Below are 19,885 nucleotides of genomic sequence, written 5' to 3' on the forward strand. Positions count from 1 at the left end.
AAGTAATACATCTTATGATAACTTGTTTTAATATGGTATGCAAAGAAAAGGAAGGAGGATAAAGGGAAAAGAAAAAGCAATCAAGATGAAGTTGATTGCTTACAGTAAAGGAGAAATGAGCCTCATGAAAGACTCCAATATGCGTTTTTTTATACTTCTTTTTTGGAAAGAGTTCCATTTAATTTCAGTTGAATGTTTAAAGTCTTCTTCAAAATCACGTTTAATATCGTGAACTGTTTTTGATTCATAAAGCACGCTAATAATTTCGTAATTCAATTCAAAGCTACGTACATCCATGTTTGCTGTTCCAATCGTTGCAATTGTATCATCAACGAGTACAATTTTTGCATGCATAAAACCATCTTTATAACTGTAAATAGAAGCACCAGCTTTTAAAAGCGGAGTGAAATAGGATTGAGATGCTTGATCACTAATGATGCTATCACTTTTACCTGGATATAAAATCCGTACATCTATTCCGGCAATTGCACTTAAGCGTAATAATGTTAAAGTTTCTTGATCTGGAATAAAGTAGGGTGTAGCAATCCAAATTGATTTTTTTGCAGAGCCCATAACAGCTAATAATGTATTACGAATACTTTTATCATCGGAGCTTGGTCCGCTTGCTACGATTTGAACAGCACCTTCTGCATTTGAAATCTCTTTACCTGGGAAGTATTGTCTATTCATGAATTGATCCCAGGAATAAGTATTTAAACCACTAGAGGCATAGAGCCAGTCTTCTAGAAAGATTGCTTGTAATTTATATAATGCTTTTCCTTCTATTTTTAAATGACTATCACGCCAAACAGGAAATTTCTTTGAACGGCCAAGATATTCATCGCCGACATTGAGTCCTCCGGTAAAACCAATTTTTCCATCTACAATAACAATTTTTCGATGGTTACGATAATTGACAGTTTCAAGTAACCAAGCTGAAAAAATAGGGTCAAATTCTACAATTTCAATCCCAGCTTCTTTCATAGGTTGTAAAAATCGTCTTCTTAGCGTGTTACTTCCAAGGCCATCATAAAGGAAGCGTACAATAACACCATCTTTTGCTTTTTGTATTAAAGCATCTCGAACTTTTGTACCAATTTCATCAGATTTATAAATGTAGTATTGAATATGTATATGATGTTTTGCTTGCTCTATAGCTCGCAAAATTTCTGAAAATGTTTGATCTCCGTTTGTTAAAAGTTTTGTATTTGTTTTATCTGCGGCAGGACCGCCCCCAAATTTTTGTATGACTTCTGTTAAATGTAAGGAACGTTCATTTAGTGGGACTGTGAGTAATAACTCTAGTCTTCTTCCTTCTAATATTTCACGGAATAATTTTCTTTGTTCTTCTGAACGATGGAGATGTTTTTTTCTTCTCCAGCGGCTGCGTCCGAAAATAGCGTATAAAAGCACACCTATAATAGGAAGAAGTGCTAATACTAAAAACCATGCTAATGTACTTTGTGGAGATCTATTTTCTATAAAAATAACGAATGAAATTCCTACGATTGTGATGGACCATAGAGCACCGACAAATGTATATAACGAGATATACGATGTATTTAATAGGAACAGAACGATAGATACAATTGTAAATATTAATAGTAATTGAACGATAGGCTTCTTCATTTCTATATAATTCCCCTAATCTTTTTTCAATATAGACTTCTTAAATAGAAGATGTAATATGACATCTTTATTATAAGGTGTTTTGCTTTTTTTACAAAATATAGACATTTCACCTATACTTTCCGCATTTGTCCTACATACAGTGTACTATCCCATTTTTTATCTCACTCTTAACGCATATGAAAATGAAAAAATCGAAAAGGAGCGGAGAAACATGAATTATATAGAAAATAATGGATTGTACTATCGGAATCATCATGGAGGACACAATCATGGTGGGCACAATCATAACGGCGGACATCATCACCATGGAGGACACAATCACTATGATCACCATCATCATCACGGAGGCGGATGGGGCTGGGGTGGTGGTAGTTCATGGGGAGGCGGATTTTTCCCTGGAAGCTTTGCAGGAGGAGTGTTAGGCGGACTGACAGCGGGTGCATTAACAGGTGCAACAAGTGGAGGATATTATCCGGCTCCATATCCAGTAGCTTATCCATCACCATACCCTGTAACGTATCCAATGCCATACCCAGGTTATCAGCAAATACCATATTCGTATTAAACTAAAAAAGAGGCTAGCCTCTTTTTTAGTTTAATACGGTATTTATTTATAAAATACTTCCAAAATTAAGGTGAAAATATGTTAATATTTTGTTATTGTAATTCAAAAACATATACATTGATGTAGAGTTTTATATTATTATTCGTGAATAGTTATGTAGTATGTTCTAATTTCTATTTCGTTATTAAAAACAAAGAGATTAGATGTGAGTGGTATTAGTTGGAAACAAGGCTTGCATAGAGCCACTTAAAGGGATTGCAGTATAATAAGGCGCGAAATAATTAGGGAGATGAGAAGCTACTAGTTATAATTGGAACGGTATAATATTGCTTTTTATTACAAATAATATTATGTTATTTTAATCGGTCTATTTAAAAAGATAATTTATGTAATGGGCTAGTATTAGAAAATGAAATATCTCTATTTCTATGAAGAGAAACAGGTTGTGTTTTAGTCAGATAGAAGCAAGGAGAGATGCGCATGCTAGAACAGAGAGGTCATGCATTATATGACTCTTCATTGCGAGATTTAAAGTTAGCATTAGATGAGTCTTCAATTGTTGCAATTACAGATCGAAAAGGTCTTATTACATATGTAAATGATAAATTTTGTGAAATCTCTAAATACAAAAGAGAAGAATTAATTGGAAAAGATCACCGTATTTTAAATTCAGGACATCATCCAAAAACCTTTTTTCAAGACTTATGGAAACGTATTTTGAATGGGAAAGTATGGACAGGTGAGATTCGGAATCGAGCAAAAGATGGTACATATTATTGGGTCAAAACAACAATTGTTCCATTTTTAAATGAAAAAGGAGAGCCATACCAGTTTATCGCAATTCGAAATGATATTAGTAGTAGAAAAGAAGCGGAACATAGATTACGGCTAAGTGAAAGTCGTTATAGGGAACTTGCCTATCACGATGCTTTAACGAGTTTGCCTAACCGTTTACAATTAATAACGACCGTTAATAAATTGATTGCAGATAAAAAAGAATTTGGTATGATTTACTTTGATTTGGACCGTTTTAAATTAGTAAATGATACGTTAGGTCATATGATAGGAGATTTACTTTTAAGCGAAGTTGCTTCAAGGTTGCATTATGTACTAGGAGAGAAAGATGTTCTGGCTAGGCTAGGTGGCGACGAATTTGTGCTGTTAACAAAAAATCATAGACAAGATGATATGAGTCAGTTAGCGACATCTGTGTTGTCATGTTTCCAGGCACCATTTATACTTGAAGGCCATGAAGTATACATTTCAGCTAGTCTAGGACTTTGTTCTTATCCACAAGACGGACAAGATGTGGAAACTTTATTGAAAAACTCTGACTTAGCTATGTATAGTGCAAAAGAACAGGGGAGAAACGCTGCATGTTTCTTTACAGATGAGCTACGCGCGAAAATAAATCGTAGAATGAAAGTTGAGTTTGCTTTACAAAAGGCAATTCGTGATGAAGAGTTAGATGTAGCATTGCAGCCTATTATTGATTTGAAAACGAAGAGATATTCTGGTATAGAAGCTCTAGTACGTTGTATGACAGAAGACGGACCTATTTCACCAAGCGAATTTATCCCTGTTGCTGAAGAGTCTGGACTTATTATAAAGCTAGGAGACTGGGTATTAGAAAAGTCATGCCGATTGTTTAAAACATTGCCAAATTACCAAGAAGGACTAAAGTTATCTGTAAATTTATCTATACAACAATTAATGCAGAAACGTTTTATTTTGTCTGTACGTAGCATTTTAAAGAGGACTGGTTTTCCTCCGAACCGTTTAATATTAGAAATAACGGAAAGTATTGCAGTTCGCCATTTTGATTATATTATTGCTACATTACAAGAATTAAGAAATATGGGTGTTTTAATTGCTTTGGATGATTTCGGAACTGGCTATTCTTCCTTATATTATTTAAAACAACTACCACTGGATATTGTAAAAATTGATCGTAATTTTATTCGTGAATTTCATTATGATCACGCACAACCAGAACGAACGATTGTAAAATCCGTTATTGAAATTGCTCATAGTTTAAATTTAGCAGTAGTTGCTGAAGGGGTAGAAACAGTAGAGCAAGAGAGTTTGTTACAATCAATGAGCTGTGATTATGTGCAGGGATTTTATTATGCGAAACCTTTATCTGTAGGAGAGCTAAAAGAAAAGTTAATTACAGATTTTTAATAAAAAAGAGAAGCCAGCAGCTTCTCTTTATTTAATCCGTTTTTTGTGAGTCTTTCATTAGTACAGGATAAAGAATAAGACCTAATACGAACAATCCAATTCCTAAGAAGAACGTTTTTAAGTCAGCAGTTCCTGTTTTGATAACCCAAATTGAGTATACAAATGCTAATGTAGTGATGATCCCGTCCTTTATTCGAGAACCAGGCATTATATCATACGTTTCTCCTGTAATAACCAGTTTGAATTGGTACAGAGTAGAAACAAGGTATGGAATTAAATAGGCTAATGTTGCTACGACGATAGCGAAACTATACGCTTCTGAAACAGTACCAGAAATCGTTGAAAATAAGAAGATTTGCGTCATTACATTTGTAATCAATAATGATTTTGAAGGACTACCTTTTTTATTTGTTTTCCCGAAAAACTTAGGGAAAAGTCCATTCTTTGCTGCCTGGTAAGGTACTTCTGAACTAACAACAATCCAGCCAACTGTAGATCCAAATAAAGATATAAGAGCGAGTAAAGCCATTATATATGCACCTTTATTTCCAATTGCTAAATTTAATGCGTCTACTAAAGGTTTTTGAGACTCTTTTAAAGCATCTTGCGGAAGAGCTCCCATTGTAAGTAAAGTAATTGACATGTAAATAAGAAGAGCGATAATTAATCCGAAAATCGTAGCTTTTTTTACATCGCGCTGTGATTTTGCACGATTAGAAAGCATAACTGCTGATTCAATACCGATAAATGCCCAGAGTGTTGCAATAGCAGCTGAATTGATTTGTCCACCTAATGAGATTGATTGTCCAGCTTCATTCATAAAGGTTTGACCATCTCCGAAATTAGAGGCGTTGAAAATGAATAATGTAATTACAATAAACATTGTAAATCCGATAATTTTTGCAATGGTAGCAAGTAGATTCATGTTTCCAGCTCGATCAATATTTTGAGAAAGAATATATTGAATTCCCCACAGCATAAGGCTACATACGAGGAAAGTTAACCCTTTTCCGAGTTCCAGTGAAAATCCATTTATTGAAAAAAGAATTTGCTTACTTTGTAAAACTGGAAAGAATGTTGATAAATATCCAGCAAAGGAAATAATAACAGATGCTGTTGCAGCCCAGTTAGCAGCCCAATATCCCCATGCCATACTATATCCTGCAACTTTACCAGCTTTTTTTGAAGGAAACATCGCTTGAGCATAGCTTTGTGGTCCAGCTTTTAATTCTGGTTTCCGAATCGCTAAATTTCCAAATACAAGTGCAATCATAAATACGCCAAGGCCTGTAATACTCCATGCGAGTGTAGAACCCATTGGCCCTGATACTTGTGCTAAATTTGCTGGAAGCATAAATACGCCACCGCCAACCATATTCCCGATAACAAATGCTGTTAAAACCCATAATCCCCATTTTTTCGTTTCCATTTTTGTTAACTCCTTTGTAGTAAGTTTTGCTTAAACATCATTTTTTACTAGCTTTTTGACAATAAAAAAAGAGCCATGTAGATAAAAAATACCTACATGGCTCTTTGCCTAACGTAGGTACAACGGGAATAACCCTTGTACCTACGCGTAATTTTTCCGCTAGGTTTCAAGGGTTACGTATGATGATGATGTTTTTGTGCAAATGTAACTACAGTTGTTGTATAAGTAAGCATAGTTCTTTGCTCCCTTTCTCCTCTGATTTTGAAGTTAGTATACTACATGTTTTTTTGAATGAAAAGAAAAATATAAAAATTTTTATAAAAATACGTTTTAAAGATTAAATATTTACCTATATTTTTCTTGTACTGGAAAATAAGTGAGAGATTGGCAGAATAGTGAAGCATGTTATAATACATATAGAATTAGAAGGTGACAAGGGGCTATTGTAGATGATGAGTAAGTATGAACAAATTTATACAGAAATCAGTAAATCTATTGATAATAAACAATTAAAAGAGGGATGCAAAATCCCATCAGAAACAGAATTAATGAAGCAGTATGAGGCAAGCCGAGGAACGGTAAGAAAAGCGGTAGATTTACTGCAAGAGCGTGGATATGTGCAAAAAATTCATGGAAAAGGTGTTTTTGTTTTAAAGCGAAAGAATATTGAATTTAATTTTGGCGGTATTGTAAGTTTCCAAGAAGAAAATGAACGTTTAGGACGTCATTGTATTACAGAAGTTGTGGAAATGGGCAAAGAAAAAGCCACAAAAGAAATTGCGAAATTATTAAATGTAAAAGAAAAAACAGAGATTGACCATATTAAACGTGTACGAAATATTGATGGAGAAAAAGTAATTTTAGATATAAATCATTTTGTATCTGAGTTTATTCCAGGATTAACGAAAGAAATTGCAACAGCATCGATTTATAAATACATCGAGAAAGAGCTTGGGCTACACATTAGTTATTCGCAGAGGGTAATTGAAGTACAGCCATGTACAGAGAATGACAGAAAGTATTTAGATTTAAATGGAACAGACTATGTTGTCGTTGTGAAAAACTTTACACATTTGTATGATGGAAGTCAGTTTGAATATACAGAATCACGCCACCGTTTAGATATTTTTCACTTTTCGGATGTGGCACGCAGGAAGTAAAGAGGTGGAACAAAATATTGTTTCATCTCTTTTTTTATAAAAAAAACACAAACTCGTATATACGAGTGTTGACTAACTTATATATACGAGTTAATATGTAATTGTAAACGGTATCAAAAAAAGAAAAGAGGGACGGGAATATGGGGAAAGACTATCGTAAAACAGCAGAGGAAGTGTTGCAGTATATTGGTGGGAAAGACAATATTGAACAAGCTGCACATTGTGTGACGAGGCTCCGTATCGCTTTAAAAGATGAAAGTAAAATAGATAATGATAAATTACAGTCTGTTTCATTAGTGAAAGGAGCGTTTCATAACGCTGGTATATTTCAAGTTGTAATTGGTCCAGGGGATGTAGATCGTGTTTACGCTGAATTGATAACGCTTGCAGGTATGAAGGAATCGACTGTAGCTGACGTAAAAGACTCTGGAAATCAGAAGTTAAATCCAGCTCAAAAGTTTGTAAAAATATTTTCGGATGTATTTATGCCGATATTACCAGCGATCGTAACAGCTGGTTTACTAATGGGTATTAACAATTTATTAGGGGCAAAGGACTTATTTTTTGATGGGAAAAATTTATTAGATGTTTATCCGAACTTAGGCGGGCTTTGGGATTTAATTAATATGATGGCCAATACAGCATTCGTATTCTTACCAGCACTTGTCGGGTGGTCAGCAACGAAGCGTTTTGGTGGCAGTCCAATACTAGGGATTGTTATGGGATTAATGCTTGTGCACCCGGCCTTATTAAACGCTTGGGACTATGGAAAAGCAGCGACTGGTTTAGAGGGTCAAAAGATTGAGTACTTCAACATTTTAGGACTGTTCCAAATTGAGAAGGTAGGATATCAAGGACAAATTTTACCTGTTTTAGTAGCAGCATTTGTATTAAGTAAAGTGGAAATTTTCTTAAAGAAACATGTACCAAATGCAATTCAATTATTAGTTGTACCAATTACAACAATCGTTGTGACAGGTGTGTTAGCATTAGGAATTATCGGTCCGGTTACACGTCATATTGGAGATTTATTAACAGTAGGATTAGTAGGTGTATATGAAACAGTACCAGTAGTTGGAGCAGTATTATTTGGAGCGTTATATGCACCGCTCGTAATTACAGGTATGCATCATATGTTTATTGCAATTGATTTACAATTGATTGCACAACATGGCGGTACATTTATTTGGCCGATGATCGCTCTTTCTAACATTGCGCAAGGTAGTGCGGCACTTGCGATGTTCTGGATTTCTAAAAATCAAAATGATAAAAGTATGGCATCAACATCAGCCATTTCAGCATACTTCGGTATTACAGAACCAGCGATGTTTGGTGTGAATTTACGAAATAAGTTCCCGTTCTATGCAGCGATTATAGGGTCTGCTGTGGCAGCGATATTCATTACATTAAATGGTGTATTAGCACCTGCTATCGGAATTGGCGGATTGCCAGCATTTATTTCTATCATTCCGAAATCGATTCCAATGTTTATTGTAGGAATGATTATTGCAGTTGTAATCCCATTTACTTTAACATGGTTATTTGCAAAAAGAGTCAAACAGAAGTAGGAGGAAGTTAAACATGAAGGATTGGCATAAAAGTGTAGTCTATCAAATTTATCCGAAGAGCTTTAATAGTTATTACAATAGAGAAACCGGGGATATAAAAGGTGTTACAGAGAAACTAGATTATTTAAAAGAACTCGGAGTGGATTATATATGGTTAACACCGATATACCAATCACCACAAAATGATAATGGATATGATGTAAGTGATTACTACAGCATTGATCCATCTTACGGAACGATGGAAGAGTTTGAAGAACTTTTAGCAGAAGCGAAAGTACGTAACATTGAGATTATGCTTGATATTGTTGTAAATCATAGTTCGACTGAACATAAGTGGTTTAAAGAAGCGAAGGAAGATAAAAATAGTCCATATCGTAATTACTATATTTGGCGTGATGAAAAAAATAATTGGCAGTCTAAGTTTGGTGGATCTGCTTGGAAATATGATGAGAAGACGGAGCAATATTATTTACATTTATTTGATGAAACACAAGCTGATTTAAATTGGGAAAATGAAAAACTTCGTGAAGAAGTATATGATATGATGCGTTTTTGGCTGGATAAAGGAGTAACAGGATTCCGATTAGATGTCATTAACTTAATTTCAAAAGACCAATGCTTCTTAAACGATGAAGGTAGTACTGCGACAAGTGATGGACGCAAGTATTATACAGATGGTCCGCGTGTTCATGAATATTTACAAGAGATGAACCGAAATGTTTTTGCAGGAAAAGATGTAATTACAGTTGGAGAAATGTCATCTACGACAATTGATAATTGTATTAAATATTCTAATCCTGAGCGTAATGAATTAAGCATGACGTTTAGTTTCCATCATTTAAAAGTAGATTATCCGAATGGTGATAAATGGACGAAAGCAGAGTTTGATTTTATTAAATTAAAAGAGATTATGTCTAACTGGCAAATTGAAATGCAAAAAGGCGGAGGATGGAATGCGTTATTTTGGTGTAACCATGACCAGCCTCGCATCGTGTCACGCTTTGGTGATGATGGAAAGTACCGAAACGAATCTGCAAAAATGTTAGCGACAGCCATGCACATGCTGCAAGGAACGCCTTATATTTATCAAGGGGAAGAAATCGGTATGACGAATCCTAAATTTGAGTCCATCGAGCAATATCGTGATGTGGAATCGTTAAATATATACGATATAAAGCTAAAAGAAGGGCTATCAAAAGAAGAGATTATAGGGATTTTAAAGCAAAAATCTCGTGACAACTCGCGCACTCCAATGCAGTGGAATGAAGAGATGAACAGTGGTTTTACAACAAGTACACCTTGGATTTCAGCGGCTGAAAACTTTAAAGAAATAAACGTAGAGAAGGCATTAGAAGATAAAGAGTCCGTATTTTATCATTATAAAAAGTTAATAGAACTTAGAAAAACGTATGATGTAATTACAGAAGGAGAATATGCTATTTTGGATAAAAATGATCCTAAAATTTGGGCATATACTCGTACTACAGGAAGTGAAGTACTACTTGTTATAAATAACTTCTATGGAGAAGAAATAACGTACTCTGTACCAGCGCACGTTCAATTAGATGGAATGAAACAAGAAGTACTACTATCGAATTATAAAGATGCTAGCAAGGATATTGCAAAACTTAACTTAAGACCATATGAATCAATTGTGTATCGATATACGAAATAAAAGGTTGTATGCCGCATGGGCATACAACCTTTTATTTTAGGACACCACTGTACAAAATGTTTACCTCTACCTCAGGTTTGAATTTTACTTTTGCATAATCTTTATTCCAATTTTTCTTCTTCCATAAGTCAGGGTGATAGGCGATAAGGTGTCTGCCGATACCGAAAGCATCACAGTTTGCTTTTTGTAACTTTTTCGTTATCTTTTTAGCTTCTTTCGTAAGTTGTTTAGACAATTCTTTATTTAGTTTTTTTCTTTCATCCATTTTGTAAAGATTATCTCTCGGAGCTTCAAGCGCTATAACTTTTAGTTGGAGCTTAATGTGAGCATAAACATTTCCTTTTTTATCTGTTGTTATTTTTAAGTCTCGTTTTAACTTTCGATTGCTTACTTCAATTGTAAGATAGTCAGATGTACTAGATGAATCGTTATTTGTAAGTTTTTGGGTTATGCGAGCGCTTTTCCCCATTTTATCAGTTAGTAATACGAAGAGTACCGATTGGCGTAAAGGTAAAAGTCCAGTTAATTTATCCTTGTTAAATAAAGCTATCCCATTGGTTACAACTTCTTTTCCTTTTAGCTTTATAGATGGGAGGGTGAAATCTTTTCCGGGATCTAACATTTTTGTAGCGGCCGTTTCTAAAGTTTCCTCTGGAAATATACTCATGTCTTCTAAACTCTGTACTTTTTTCTTTAAAAAGTCTCCAATTAATAAATTTCCTACCTTCTTTTGGGCAAGTATTTTATCCGTTTCCCCATCTACTGATATAAGTTTTACTAATGCGGTTGGATTTGTTGGGTCTCTAAATCCAACGTCTAAATAAGGGAGTATGCCTTTCTTTTGGATTTTCGTTCCCAATAGTTCTACTCCATATTTAAAATAACGAATATTACCAGTAACGTTTTTTCTCAAAGAATCACTTGTATCACGTATGTTATAGCCAGTTGCTGAATGTACTTCATTTTTAAATGAAGATTGATCCCCACTCGAACTCTTTACGAGCTCAATGGTTTGCTGCAGTTTATTTTCTTCTGTAATATCAAAGCCAATACTATAAGCTAATCTCGCATCTCTTAAAGGTTCTTGATCCCAGCAACCAGAAAGAAGTGAGCTAGCGCACAATATGCTACATAATTTAATTGTTTTTTTGTGCATATGGAGCTCCTTTCTTATTTCTGAATAAGGAATAGAGAAGAAATAAAAAAGGTAGAATTACTATAAAAATATAGGTGAATTTATCAGTAAATGTAGCAAGTACTTTAAGCTCCTCAGGTGTATCTATAAATAAGGCTACACTAAAAGCAATAATACCAACGATTGGAACAGCTTTTTTATGATTAGCAAGATTGAATATATGTCCAATCCCTATTGAAGCAGCACAATAATAACTAGCGATGGAGGCTACAACAGTTATCATCCAAATTGGAATGAAAATTAGGTCTGTTCGGTCTATAATCCCAATATGGAGAGAGCGTAATAAGTAAGCAACTGGTTCCGGAATAAGCTCAACTTGTTTTGGACTAAATACAATAAAGCAAATCCAAACGGTAAAAGTGTAAAAAAGAGTTACAAATCCATTAGCGATAGAAATGGCCTTTAGCCGTGCAACAGGATTCCCATTTACTTTTGGAAAAGCGATCAGAATAATTTCAAAACCATACATAGCGGTAATGGTTTCCTTTGAAGCTTGAATAATATTCCACCATCCGGCTTCTGTAATTGGAAAAATATAAGAAAAATCAGCTCGTGAAAACCCTAGTGCAATTAAAAGAGCCATGGGCAAAATGAGAATAGAAGCCATGACATAAAATCTTACAATTACTTTAAATGTATTATAGGCTACATAGCAGCAAGCTATTGTAAATAGTATGAGAATTGCAGACCAAGGGGTTGCTTGCAAAACCCATACTTTAATGACATTACAAGCATTTAACATAACGGTCATACCGATAAGTGTAAAATAAAAAACATAAGCAAAGCCTAATAGTTTTCCAAACTTATTACCAAATAGCATACAAACACTTTCATACATATCTGCATCAGGAAATCGTTTTAAGAAAAGCCACATAAGTAAAATAATAAGCTGAATCGCAAACCCAGCGATGAGAGCAGAAATCCATCCGCCACCTTTTGCTATTGGGTGAAGACGGTTAGGTAAAGAAAGGATACCGACCCCAATTTGGCATTGAATAACGAAAAAGGTAAATTGAACAAGTGAAATTTTACTTTGCGTGTTTGTCACCGTCCTCATCCTCTCTCGTTACATGTTGGCGTTGCATTTTTTTCGGTTTTGGATCATGTGGTCGTTCCCAAAATGACCAAATTGGTAGTCTTACAAAAGAATCTTTCATATCTTTAATCCGCATTGGTGCAACAGGAGAAAGATATGGTGTATGGAAAGAATGAAGCTGACATAGGTGAACGAAAGTTATAATTAGACCGAATGATATTCCTACATATCCAAATATGGCAGCAAGGAGCATTAATGGAAAACGAAGAATTCGAACTGCTGAACTCATATCGTTTGATGGAACGAGAAAAGATGAGATTGCAGTTAAAGCTACAACGATAATCATTGTGTAAGAAACGAGTCCAGCTTTTACAATCGCATCACCAATTACTAAACCACCTACAATACCGATTGTTTGTCCAACTCGGCTTGGCAAGCGAATACCAGCTTCCCGTAATAATTCAAAGATTAATTCCATTAAGAGAGCTTCAAAAATAGGAGGAAGTGGTACTTTCTCTAATGAAGCTTTAATTGTATACACAAGTTCAAGCGGCAATACATCAGGATGAAAGGCTACGGTTGCGATATATATAGCTGGTAAGAGAAAAGCAATTAAGAAACTCACTAAGCGAATCATTCGGACGAAAGATCCAACAATCCAGCGGTTATTATAATCATCTGGTGATTGATAGAAAGCGAATAACGTAACAGGAACAATAAGTGCTGTTGGATCTCCGTCAGATAAAATAGCAACTCGGCCTTCCATTAAATTAGCGACAGTTCTATCTGGTCGCTCTGTATTTAATTGTTGTGGAAATGGTGAGAAAGAATTATCTTCTATAAATTCTTGTATATAACCTGGTGCCATAAGGGAATCGGTTTTTATAGTTTCTAACCTTCTTTTTACTTCAGTAACGAGATCGTCATTAGCTATGTTTTGCATATAAGCAATAGCTACTTTCGTGTGCATTTCTTCACCGAGTGTAAAATATTTAACAACTACATTTGGACTCTTAATGAGTTTACGAATAGAGGCTAAATTCGTTGCTAAATCTTCTACAAAACCAGTATGCGGTCCACGTACAATACCTTCATTATCAGGCTCTGTTATATCTCTTTTTAAAGATAGAGCTGTTTCAAAAATACAAAAGCTTTCGACTTGCTCATGGAAATATAATGATTTACCTTGTAATAAAAGCTGCACACCATAATTTAAATTCGTTTCTTTTGTCATATTCAATGTAGAAAAAGCTTTATCTAAAGCTAAGTCTGACCGTGTCAATAAAGGCTCAAGGGCTAACTGATGAATTAAATTTGGATCTGCTAAAGATTCGATATATAGGATTGTTCCTTTTCCATTTTGAAAAGGGAAATCTAATTTTTTTATATCATCAGAATGAGAAAGCTTATTTTCAATGTAATTAATGTTCTCCGGAAGTGATGGAAACATATGCTTTTGGTTTTTACTCTCTTGTTGTTCTTTTTTCTCTGTCATAATTTCCACCTCTTTTAAAGTACAATTGTTTCTGTTAATTTTTGTCGTTTGTGAGAAATTTATGCTTGAATTATTTTTTAAAAAAGAGGATTGAAAGTTACGTTACATTGTCTTTTGTGCATTATTCAATTTCATAGCAGTACTTCTCACCTTTGTGTCGAATTAAGAAGATATATAGGAGGGATACATATGGAAATAGCTGTAGAACGTGTTTTTACAAAAGAGATTTTAAAAACAGCAGCGAATTTGTTTCATGTAACAGTGGAAGAAAAGCCACTTGGAGATTTTGAGAATTATATTTTTAAGGCGAAGGGTGATAATGATGAAGATTACGTATTACGTTTAACACATTCTTCTCATCGCTCTAAACAAGAGGTAGAGGCTGAACTAGATTTTTTACGATATGTTGCGGAGAATGGGGCAAAGGTAGCAGGACCTCTTTATTCAACGTCTCAAAATCTTGTAGAAGAAATCGCAGCAGAGGATGGGACTTTCTTTTTCGCTTCCTTATTTACATATGCAAAAGGTGAGCAAGTAAAAGGAGAAGAATCGCCTTATTGGGGAAATGCTTATTTTGAAGCGTGGGGAAAAGCGATTGGACAACTGCATCGCCTTACAATGGATTATCCTAAAACAGACTACCGTGAAACGTGGGAAGAAGACGAAAGTGGAATTGTTAATGAATTAGAAGATGAGAAAGTGAAAGAGGTTGCTGCTGTATTAATGGGGGAAATAAAGACTCTTCCAATTGGAAGAGAAACATTCGGCCTTATGCATGGCGATATTCATCCAGGTAATTTCCATTATGATGGGAAAGAGCTTACAATCTTTGATTTTGATGATGCGGCCTATAATTACTTCATTCATGATTTGGCAATGGTTCTTTATTACTCGGTCCTTTTTACACCGTGGACAGTGGAGGAGAAGACGACATTCGCTCGTAAACAGTTACAAGTGTTAAGAAAAGGATACGAATATGAGCACAGGCTGGCGGATAGTTGGTATGAATCGTTACCACTATTTTTACGCTTACGTGATATAGGTTTATATGGAACGCTTCAAAAGAAGTTTAAAGGGAAAGATATGCCTGATAATTTCTTGAAATTATCGGAAGAGCTATACGGAAGAATTATCAAAAAAGAAGCAATTGTGAATATATAATACATTTAGTTCAAAACAAAGTATATAAAACAAATATATACTTTGTTTTTTTATACAAAAATATGTTTACTTTATTAAAATAATATTGTCCTAGATTCGGTATACACTTATAATTTTATATATATTCTGAATATTCTTTATAAAAAGAGGAGGGGGAATGTTGGAAGCTATCGTAAGTTGGATCAATAATATTGTTTGGAGTCCAGCACTTGTTTATTTATGTTTAGGAGCAGGTTTATATTTTTCCATTCGAACGAGGTTTTTACAAGTAAGGCATGTAGGAGAAATGGTGAAGCTTACATTTCAAGGAGAAAAATCGGATGCTGGTGTTTCTTCGTTCCAGGCGTTAGCACTTTCTTTATCAGGGCGCGTTGGAACAGGAAATATTGCGGGTGTTGCAACGGCTGTTGCATTTGGTGGTCCAGGAGCTGTCTTTTGGATGTGGGTGGTAGCTTTTCTAGGAGCAGGTTCTGCTTATGTAGAATCGACACTTGCACAAATATATAAGACGAAGCATCAAGGCCAATTCCGTGGTGGTCCAGCTTATTACATTGAAAAAGGGTTAGGGGTTAAATGGTATGCATTAGTATTCGTTGCAGCAACAATTCTTGCAACGGGGATGCTGTTACCGGGTGTTCAGGCAAATAGTATTGCTGTAAGTTTGGAAACAGCTTTCGGTATTAATACTTCTGTATCTGGAGCGGTATTAGTAGCGGCATTAGCGCTTATTATTTTTGGTGGAGTTAAGCGAATTGTTAACGTAGCGCAAGTTGTAGTGCCATTTATGGCGCTTGGTTATATTTTAGTAGCTTGCGTCATTGTTGCTATGAATATTGAAAAATTACCAGATGCTTTCATGTTAATTTTAAAAAGTGCATTTGCATTAGAAGCAGCTTTTGGTGGAATTATTGGTTTAGCAATCTCTTGGGGAGTAAAACGTGGTATTTATTCCAATGAAGCAGGGCAAGGAACTGGGGCCCATGCGGCGGCAGCTGCTGAAGTATCACATCCAGCTAAACAAGGGTTAGTACAAGCATTTTCCGTTTACATTGATACATTATTCGTCTGTTCAGCAACAGCATTTATGATGATTATTACAGGCATGTATAACGTATTTGATGCAAGCGGAAAAAACTTTATCGTCAATAAATTAAATGGTGCACAGCCGGGTCCTGGTTATACACAGGCAGCGGTAGAATCTGTTTTCCCTGGATTTGGAAATGGTTTCGTTGCAATCTCTTTACTATTCTTCGCGTTTACAACAATTATGGCGTATTACTACATTGCAGAAACGAATATTGCATACTTAAATCGTGATAAAGACCGTCCTTGGATGTCCATCGTACTAAAATTTGTATTCTTAGGAGTCGTATTCTATGGTTGTGTAAAAACAGCTGCAACAGCATGGGCTTTAGGTGACATTGGTGTAGGGATTATGGCATGGGTTAACATTATCGCGATTTTACTACTACAAAAACCAGCATTGATCGCATTAAAAGACTATGAAAAGCAGAAAAAAGAAGGGAAAGATCCAGTATTTGATCCGCAGGAATTAGGAATTAAAAATGCTGATTTCTGGGAGCATGAATACGGGAAAGATAAGAAAGAAGAAGTATCTTAACAGAATAGAAATGAAGAAGCAAAGGGGAAACCCTTTGCTTTTTTTATGGACAAATTAAAGCTAAAAGTTATTTTTGGGACTGTTTTTGAATATAAAAAGAATGTACATGCTTTGTTAGGGGAAGGGGTGAGTATGTTGATAGAGTTTCGTAACGTAAATAAATATTATGGCAACTTTCAAGTTTTGAAAAATATTAATGTGCAAGTGAAAAAAGGCGAAGTGGTAGTAGTAGTTGGTCCTTCAGGATCAGGAAAAAGCACGTTGCTTCGGTGTATAAATCAGCTAGAGACAATTACCGACGGAGAATTAATCGTACAAAATACGGAGGTACACAATGCAAAAACAGATATGAATGAATTACGCCGAAATATCGGGATGGTTTTTCAGCATTTTTATTTATACCCGCATAAAACGGTTCTTCAAAATATTACACTAGCACCTATTAAAGTAAATAAAGTTTCCAAAGAAGAAGCAGAAAAAACAGCAATGTTTTATTTAGAGAAAGTAGGAATCCCGGAGAAGGCTAATGTATATCCGCATCAACTATCCGGAGGACAACAGCAAAGGGTAGCAATTGCTAGAGGACTTGCGATGCAACCGGAAATTATGCTGTTCGATGAGCCTACGTCTGCTCTTGATCCAGAGATGATTGGAGAAGTGCTTGATGTTATGAAAACGCTAGCTAAAGAAGGGATGACGATGGTTGTCGTTACACATGAAATGGGATTTGCACGTGAGGTAGCAGATCGGATTTTATTTATGGATGATGGTCAAATTATCGAAGATACAACACCGGCGCAATTTTTTGCAAATCCTGAACAAGAAAGAGCTCGTTTATTTTTAAGTCGGGTGCTAAATCATTAGAGGAGGAATTTCATGCTTAAAATGAAAAAGTTATTCACTTTAATCGTATTTTCATGTTTATTCGTACTTGTCGTTGCTGGGTGCGGAAGTAAAAAAGATGAGGCGAAAGAAACGAATACGAAGCAAGGCGGGGCTGTTGAACAAATTAAGAAGCGCGGGAAACTAGTAGTTGGAGTGAAGAATGATACGAACTTATTTGGCTTGAAAAATCCTTCAACAGGGCAGGTAGAAGGATTTGATGTTGATATCGCAAAGGCGCTTGCGAAAAAAATCCTTGGAGATGAAAAGAAACTAGAATTAAAAGAAGTAACGTCTAAAACGCGTATTCCACTACTGAAAAACGGTGACATTGATGCAATTATCGCAACAATGACAATTACGGAAGAACGTAAAAAAGAAGTTGATTTTTCAGATGTATATTTTAAAGCAGGGCAATCGTTACTTGTGAAAAAAGGAAGCAATATTAAGAGTATTGATGATATAAAACAAGGTGTGAAAGTATTAGCTGTAAAAGGCTCAACATCTACAAATAACATTCGTCAAAAGTCACCAGAAGCGACTGTATTAGAATTTGAAAATTACAGTGAGGCATTTACGGCATTAAAAGCAGGAAAAGGTGATGTTTTAACGACAGATAATGCAATTCTTTACGGCATGGCAAAACAAGATTCAAATTATGAAGTTGTAGGGAAAATTTTCACGGATGAACCGTACGGAATTGCAGTGCAAAAAGGTGCAGATGATTTAACGAAAGAGATTAATAGCTTGCTAAAAGATATGAAAGCGAATGGAGAATACGATAAATTGTATGAGAAATGGATTGGTCAAAAACAAGAAAAATAAAGTGACACTTAATTGGAATAAATAATAAGAGTGAGAGGATGAGGGATGCTCATCCTCTTCTTGTAAAGAAAGAGGGGAGAATATGTGCCTGATTTTTCTATACTAACGGATAACATTGATATGTATTTAGAAGGCTTTAAGTATACAGTTATGTCTAGTGTAATTGCATTAATAGGAAGCTTTATTTTAGGAGTAATTTTGGCGGTAATGCGTATTGCACCGATTCGTATTTTAAATTGGGTAGGATCAGCTTTTGTAGAGTTTGTAAGAAATATTCCACTCGTATTAATTGCATTTATATTCTATTTTGCTTTACCTGTAATAGGAATTACTTTAAATGGTTTTGTAGCAGGAACAGTTACGCTTACGGTATATACGGCAGCGTTTATTGCGGAAGTTATTCGCGCTGGTATTCTATCAGTTGCGAAAGGTCAGATGGAAGCAGCACGTTCCTCAGGATTGACTTATACGCAAGCAATGTACCATGTCGTTTTACCTCAAGCGATGAAAATCGTAATCCCTCCTTTAGGAAATCAATTTCTCAATTTAGTAAAAAACTCTTCCATACTCGGAATTATCGCTGGTACGGATTTGATGTATCAAGGAGATTTAATTTCAACGAAGACGTTTGTTACGTTTGATGTTTATATATTTGTCGGGATGTTTTATTTAATATTAACAATTCCGCTCAGTATGCTAGTGCGTTATTTAGAAAAACGCTTGGCAAAGGAGGCGGTGTAAATGGATTTTAAGGGGGCAATTACAGGGGATCATATTCTATTTTTATTAAAAGGATTACTTATAACGTTAGAGGTAGCGCTCGTAGCAATTGTACTTAGCTTTATTATCGGTAGTGTAATAGGAATATTGCGCTACACGAAAATACCTGTCTTCTCACAAATATTAGGAATTATCGTTGAAGTGATTCGAAACTTACCACTACTGTTAATTATATTTTTCACGTATTTTGCACTTCCAGAAGCAGGCTTGAAATTAGAAATTATAACAGCTACAATTGTTGCTTTAACAATATTTGAAGCTGCAATGATATCTGAAATTGTTCGAAGTGGTCTATTATCTATCGAAAAAGGGCAAATCGAAGCAGCGAGGTCTTCCGGATTAACGTATGTTCAAGCGCTGTGGCATATTATTTTGCCACAAGCATTAAGAAGAATGGTCCCGCCACTTGTCAGTCAGTTTATTTCATTGCTGAAAGATACAGCGCTAGCAGTCGTTATATCACTACCAGAGCTTATTCATAATGCTCAAATTATTAGCGGGCAAAATGTAAATTATATGATTCCGACGTTTATAGTAGTTGCTTGTATGTATTTTATCGTAAATTATAGTTTATCAATTTTATCGAGAAGGTTAGAACTTCGTTGACTCTTACAATATATGTAAGGGTTTTTTCCTTGTTTATCCTTATTTTCCTCTAAATAGAATCTAAATCTTGC

General features: G+C 35.1%; 16 protein-coding genes. 11 read left to right on the forward strand and 5 right to left on the reverse strand.

All coding sequences use genetic code 11. The features are described 5' to 3' along the window. Positions 1-99: 99 nt before the first annotated feature. The gene (locus tag MHH27_RS03570) at positions 100-1,629 is read right to left on the reverse strand and encodes a cardiolipin synthase (RefSeq protein WP_098235149.1); all 1,530 of its coding nucleotides are present in this window, start codon (positions 1,627-1,629) and stop codon (positions 100-102) included. A 214-nt stretch (positions 1,630-1,843) separates the two neighbouring features. On the opposite strand from MHH27_RS03570, the gene MHH27_RS03575 reads away from it, so the two are divergent. After that, on the forward strand, positions 1,844-2,197 hold the full coding sequence (locus MHH27_RS03575) for a hypothetical protein (RefSeq protein WP_001106379.1): 354 nt from the start codon (positions 1,844-1,846) through the stop codon (positions 2,195-2,197). Between the two features lie 480 nt (positions 2,198-2,677). Further along, positions 2,678-4,381, forward strand: coding sequence for a putative bifunctional diguanylate cyclase/phosphodiesterase (locus MHH27_RS03580; protein ID WP_064532017.1), 1,704 nt, complete (start codon positions 2,678-2,680; stop codon positions 4,379-4,381). Between the two features lie 31 nt (positions 4,382-4,412). Here the strand turns inward: MHH27_RS03580 and MHH27_RS03585 are convergent, their stop codons facing one another. Further along, the gene (locus MHH27_RS03585; protein WP_000448446.1) at positions 4,413-5,810 is read right to left on the reverse strand and encodes an amino acid permease; all 1,398 of its coding nucleotides are present in this window, start codon (positions 5,808-5,810) and stop codon (positions 4,413-4,415) included. Positions 5,811-6,259: 449 nt separating this feature from the next. On the opposite strand from MHH27_RS03585, the gene treR reads away from it, so the two are divergent. The 3 genes from treR to treC all read left to right on the forward strand — a co-directional run bounded on the left by treR (position 6,260) and on the right by treC (position 10,213). Next, a complete protein-coding gene (gene treR, locus MHH27_RS03590; RefSeq protein ID WP_098251339.1) occupies positions 6,260-6,970 on the forward strand; it encodes a trehalose operon repressor in 711 nt (236 codons plus the stop codon). A gap of 140 nt (positions 6,971-7,110) precedes the next feature. Beyond that, complete coding sequence (gene treP / locus MHH27_RS03595; protein WP_000513942.1) at positions 7,111-8,538, forward strand: PTS system trehalose-specific EIIBC component; 1,428 nt, start codon at positions 7,111-7,113, stop codon at positions 8,536-8,538. A gap of 13 nt (positions 8,539-8,551) precedes the next feature. Beyond that, the gene (treC, locus tag MHH27_RS03600; protein WP_098235147.1) at positions 8,552-10,213 is read left to right on the forward strand and encodes an alpha,alpha-phosphotrehalase; all 1,662 of its coding nucleotides are present in this window, start codon (positions 8,552-8,554) and stop codon (positions 10,211-10,213) included. A gap of 31 nt (positions 10,214-10,244) precedes the next feature. Here the strand turns inward: treC and MHH27_RS03605 are convergent, their stop codons facing one another. The 3 genes from MHH27_RS03605 to gerKA are packed head-to-tail and all read right to left on the reverse strand — an operon-like array spanning position 10,245 to position 13,939. After that, a complete protein-coding gene (locus tag MHH27_RS03605) occupies positions 10,245-11,369 on the reverse strand; it encodes a Ger(x)C family spore germination protein (protein ID WP_095691421.1) in 1,125 nt (374 codons plus the stop codon). Next, on the reverse strand, positions 11,350-12,456 hold the full coding sequence (locus MHH27_RS03610) for a GerAB/ArcD/ProY family transporter (RefSeq protein ID WP_088022957.1): 1,107 nt from the start codon (positions 12,454-12,456) through the stop codon (positions 11,350-11,352). The genes MHH27_RS03605 and MHH27_RS03610 overlap by 20 nt, the downstream gene beginning before the upstream one ends. Further along, on the reverse strand, positions 12,437-13,939 hold the full coding sequence (gene gerKA / locus MHH27_RS03615) for a spore germination protein GerKA (RefSeq protein WP_098235146.1): 1,503 nt from the start codon (positions 13,937-13,939) through the stop codon (positions 12,437-12,439). Before gerKA ends, MHH27_RS03610 begins: the two co-directional genes overlap by 20 nt. A 189-nt stretch (positions 13,940-14,128) precedes the next feature. Between gerKA and MHH27_RS03620 the strand changes: the two genes are divergently transcribed. From MHH27_RS03620 to MHH27_RS03645, 6 genes are all read left to right on the forward strand, one after another. Further along, a complete protein-coding gene (locus tag MHH27_RS03620; RefSeq protein ID WP_098235145.1) occupies positions 14,129-15,100 on the forward strand; it encodes a phosphotransferase enzyme family protein in 972 nt (323 codons plus the stop codon). 160 nt (positions 15,101-15,260) lie between these two features. Beyond that, a complete protein-coding gene (locus MHH27_RS03625) occupies positions 15,261-16,721 on the forward strand; it encodes an alanine/glycine:cation symporter family protein (RefSeq protein WP_023521044.1) in 1,461 nt (486 codons plus the stop codon). A 135-nt stretch (positions 16,722-16,856) separates the two neighbouring features. Next, a complete protein-coding gene (locus MHH27_RS03630; RefSeq protein WP_176549488.1) occupies positions 16,857-17,585 on the forward strand; it encodes an amino acid ABC transporter ATP-binding protein in 729 nt (242 codons plus the stop codon). A 12-nt stretch (positions 17,586-17,597) separates the two neighbouring features. Then, a complete protein-coding gene (gene glnH / locus MHH27_RS03635; protein WP_000916477.1) occupies positions 17,598-18,428 on the forward strand; it encodes a glutamine ABC transporter substrate-binding protein GlnH in 831 nt (276 codons plus the stop codon). An 84-nt stretch (positions 18,429-18,512) separates the two neighbouring features. After that, positions 18,513-19,169 (forward strand): amino acid ABC transporter permease, encoded by a 657-nt coding sequence (locus MHH27_RS03640; protein WP_098235144.1) that lies wholly within the window; start codon positions 18,513-18,515, stop codon positions 19,167-19,169. After that, a complete protein-coding gene (locus MHH27_RS03645) occupies positions 19,170-19,814 on the forward strand; it encodes an amino acid ABC transporter permease (protein WP_090978390.1) in 645 nt (214 codons plus the stop codon). It abuts the gene before it with no gap. Positions 19,815-19,885: the final 71 nt, after the last annotated feature.

Origin of the sequence: Bacillus sp. FSL L8-0152, from assembly GCF_038006365.1 — a bacterium.
GTDB lineage: Bacteria > Bacillota > Bacilli > Bacillales > Bacillaceae_G > Bacillus_A > Bacillus_A cereus.